Genomic DNA, 2,519 nt, shown 5'->3' with positions numbered 1-2,519 from the left:
CAAGAATGTGCGAGACCCACATAGAGGACTTCGATCTCGCTACCGGAATGTTCAGGCAAAGCAGCAGACCAGGTGTTAGCGCCTTGGTTGCGTCCCGACCGCAGAAGGTGCGAGTTAGTGCGATCGGGACGCCGAGCCCATGTTGATGGCTCAATCGCTTAACGGCGCTCACTGCAGAACTGTTCCACGTGCATGCTTGGTGGCCGTCCACGAGGTAAATAGCACCGTAAGGTAGGAGATCTTTTTAGCCCGGGTCTTCGAATGGACACCTTGAGCCTAACCCTGCCGGGGCGCAGATCCGCTGGTATGCTTCGAAGGCAAAGACCGCTGCCAAGTTTAAGCGCGCAGCCGGCGGTTAGCACGCTCGTGCTTGTCGCGGTTTTGCTGGACCTTGCTGACCCGCAGCCCAGGCATCCCGTCGCGATCGACGGCGCGTTGCCAGGAGACCAGTTCCTCAAGCGACAGCGCGTAACGCTCGCAAGCTTCTGGAACGCTCAGCAGTCCACCGTTCACGGCCGCTACCACTTCTGCCTTACGCCGAGCGACCCAGCGTGATGTGTCGCGTGGCGGAAGATTGTCTTTAGTCAGCCGCTCGCCGTGGGGTCCGACGACTTCTTGCACGGGCTTATCGATTGTCTGCGACATAGCGCATACTCCAGCAAAATCCTGCCATCCGGCATTGTTGAAGCGGTTATGCGCCTCAACTGTTAACGGGATCATGCCAGAGATAGTTAACAAAATAGTTAAGGCGATCGCGTTGCAGATTGTATGCGAGCGTACACGGCGAGAACATAGTTCCCTTGGAATTACATTGAAGTATTGTTTGGATGATGCACAGTAGATGAACACCTGTTCATCGGCTCAACTGGCAGGAGGCTCGACTCACCGCCAGGAGCGATCGTGTGACGGGACAACGCGCCGCTCGGCCTTTGGTTCCCGCACGTCGAGAAACCGAACGGCTGATTTGGATCCTGGGAACCGCTGTAGGTCTGCCAAAGTTGGAGGCGAGCTCAAGGCGAGCAGGTGCGGCATGTCGCAACGTTTGCGTAAACTTTTGTTGCTACTTGCCAATCAGGCCATCAGAAAGGGGATGGCAAGGGGTCGCACCTGCATGATGATCAAGATAACACCACAGGTCGGTAGCTACGAGTACGAGACACAGGAAGACCGGTCCGCCCCGCGTATCCGCGTGGCGATCCCGGGTTGCTTGCGTCCAGCAGGCGGCAAGCGCCTGGTGACGAACACACGAGACATCTCGCTCTCTGGTTTTGCGGCCATCGCCATCGCTCGCCTGCAGCCTGGCACGACCTGTTGGCTGACGCTCGCCGACATGCCGGCTCTTGAGGCAGAGATCGTGTGGTGGGAAGGAGGCGTTGTCGGCTGTGCCTTCAAGCAGATGCTCGAACCATCAACCCTGAAGTTCTTGCTGGAGCGGTGGGGCTGACCAGCTCTGCTTGTCGCTTCACGCCGAGCCGAGACGTGTTGCCGGAACAGCCTTCTCCAGATCACTGGGCTTGAGGAGCCGCACAAATTCGCAGCCGACAAGGCCGCGCTCCCACCAAACGGCTTTGGCCGCGACGGGCTCGAGGCCGGGTATGGTCAGCCAGCAAGTCGTGCCCTTAGCGATCGGGCTGATCGCGGTAGCCGAAAAGCCGAACGGCGATAGGTCACGCACCACGGTCTGCAGAGTCTTGCCGCCGATGGGCCTCAGGGTTGCAGGTAGGCTACACTTGGACCGAACCGCAGATCGATCCTCTTGGGTGGCATCGGCGTAAGCATCACCATGCGCGGCTCTCATCATGTCGGCCTTGCCTCGTATTCGCCCCCGAATACCCGCTTCAACGATGACCATGGTGGCAGAGTGTTACTGAAGTCTTAAGACGCTGACGGCCGCGAAGCGGCTCCCGGCTCTTTGCGCGCGCGCGCGATTTAGACCATCCTAACCACTTCTGTAGGCACATTCGTCGACCGCCTCTGGGCTACCGATGGTACCCTGAAGGAGGCAGCATGGCACAGCAGCAAGCAGCACGGCGTAATTGGGAGCACTTCGACTTCGTGGGCGAAGAGCCCGAGGATGTGGAACTACTTACGCCCGCGGTGGCGAGCGGTGTAGATCATGCACGTGCTTTCCAGCAGCGGCTTTTCAAAGCCTATGAGCCGTCACCAGGCGACCGCAACGAGCGCAAGCTGCCGATCGGACAGCGCGTCGCCGTCATCATCGGGCTGACCTGTGCGCTGTGGATGATGGTGGGCGTGGGTATCGTATCGCTGCTCTACCTCTACTCGCTGCTTGCGTCTTAATAGCCTCGCCTGAGCCCACCCTCGCGCATCAGAGAGGAAGTGGCTGCCTCGCTGAAGTCATCGGCAAGATCGGTGCGAGGGCTAGCCCGTGATCCCCCATCGCTCGGTGCGCGCGAGCCTTACATAGCGCACGTTGATGGCTGTCGGGCTCTTGCCCGCTCTCGATGATTGCCCCGGCGCTGATGAGTTGACCAAGCCGCAGCCCGTTCAACATCAGC

The 2,519-nt window shown here is 59.6% G+C and carries 4 protein-coding genes; 2 read left to right on the top strand and 2 right to left on the bottom strand.

The features are described 5' to 3' along the window. Window positions 1-336 precede the first annotated feature (336 nt). Window positions 337-645 carry a DUF1153 domain-containing protein gene (locus tag GV044_RS16620; protein WP_159872939.1) on the bottom strand — a complete coding sequence of 103 codons (309 nt, stop codon included), beginning with the start codon at window positions 643-645 and terminating at the stop codon, window positions 337-339. 385 nt (window positions 646-1,030) lie between these two features. On the opposite strand from GV044_RS16620, the gene GV044_RS16615 reads away from it, so the two are divergent. Further along, window positions 1,031-1,444, top strand: a complete 414-nt coding sequence (locus GV044_RS16615) for a PilZ domain-containing protein (protein WP_236555043.1) — start codon at window positions 1,031-1,033, stop codon at window positions 1,442-1,444. 18 nt (window positions 1,445-1,462) lie between these two features. Here GV044_RS16615 and GV044_RS16610 read toward each other — a convergent pair whose 3' ends face one another. Continuing rightward, complete coding sequence (locus tag GV044_RS16610; RefSeq protein WP_236555042.1) at window positions 1,463-1,852, bottom strand: PilZ domain-containing protein; 390 nt, start codon at window positions 1,850-1,852, stop codon at window positions 1,463-1,465. 155 nt (window positions 1,853-2,007) lie between these two features. Here GV044_RS16610 and GV044_RS16605 point away from each other — a divergent pair, with 155 nt between their 5' ends. After that, window positions 2,008-2,301 carry a hypothetical protein gene (locus GV044_RS16605; RefSeq protein WP_159872933.1) on the top strand — a complete coding sequence of 98 codons (294 nt, stop codon included), beginning with the start codon at window positions 2,008-2,010 and terminating at the stop codon, window positions 2,299-2,301. Window positions 2,302-2,519 lie beyond the last annotated feature (218 nt).

Source organism: Novosphingobium sp. 9U (assembly GCF_902506425.1).
Lineage (GTDB): Bacteria > Pseudomonadota > Alphaproteobacteria > Sphingomonadales > Sphingomonadaceae > Novosphingobium.
Note: the sequence above shows the minus strand (reverse complement) of the source record. Positions and strands in the feature narration are given on the sequence as shown.

Bases quoted from the DNA above. Each gene is read 5' to 3' on its own strand.
- GV044_RS16620 (WP_159872939.1), bottom strand. From the start codon at position 645: ATGTCGCAGACAATCGATAAGCCCGTGCAAGAAGTCGTCGGACCCCAC.
- GV044_RS16615 (WP_236555043.1), top strand. From the start codon at position 1,031: ATGTCGCAACGTTTGCGTAAACTTTTGTTGCTACTTGCCAATCAGGCC.
- GV044_RS16610 (WP_236555042.1), bottom strand. From the start codon at position 1,852: ATGGTCATCGTTGAAGCGGGTATTCGGGGGCGAATACGAGGCAAGGCC.
- GV044_RS16605 (WP_159872933.1), top strand. From the start codon at position 2,008: ATGGCACAGCAGCAAGCAGCACGGCGTAATTGGGAGCACTTCGACTTC.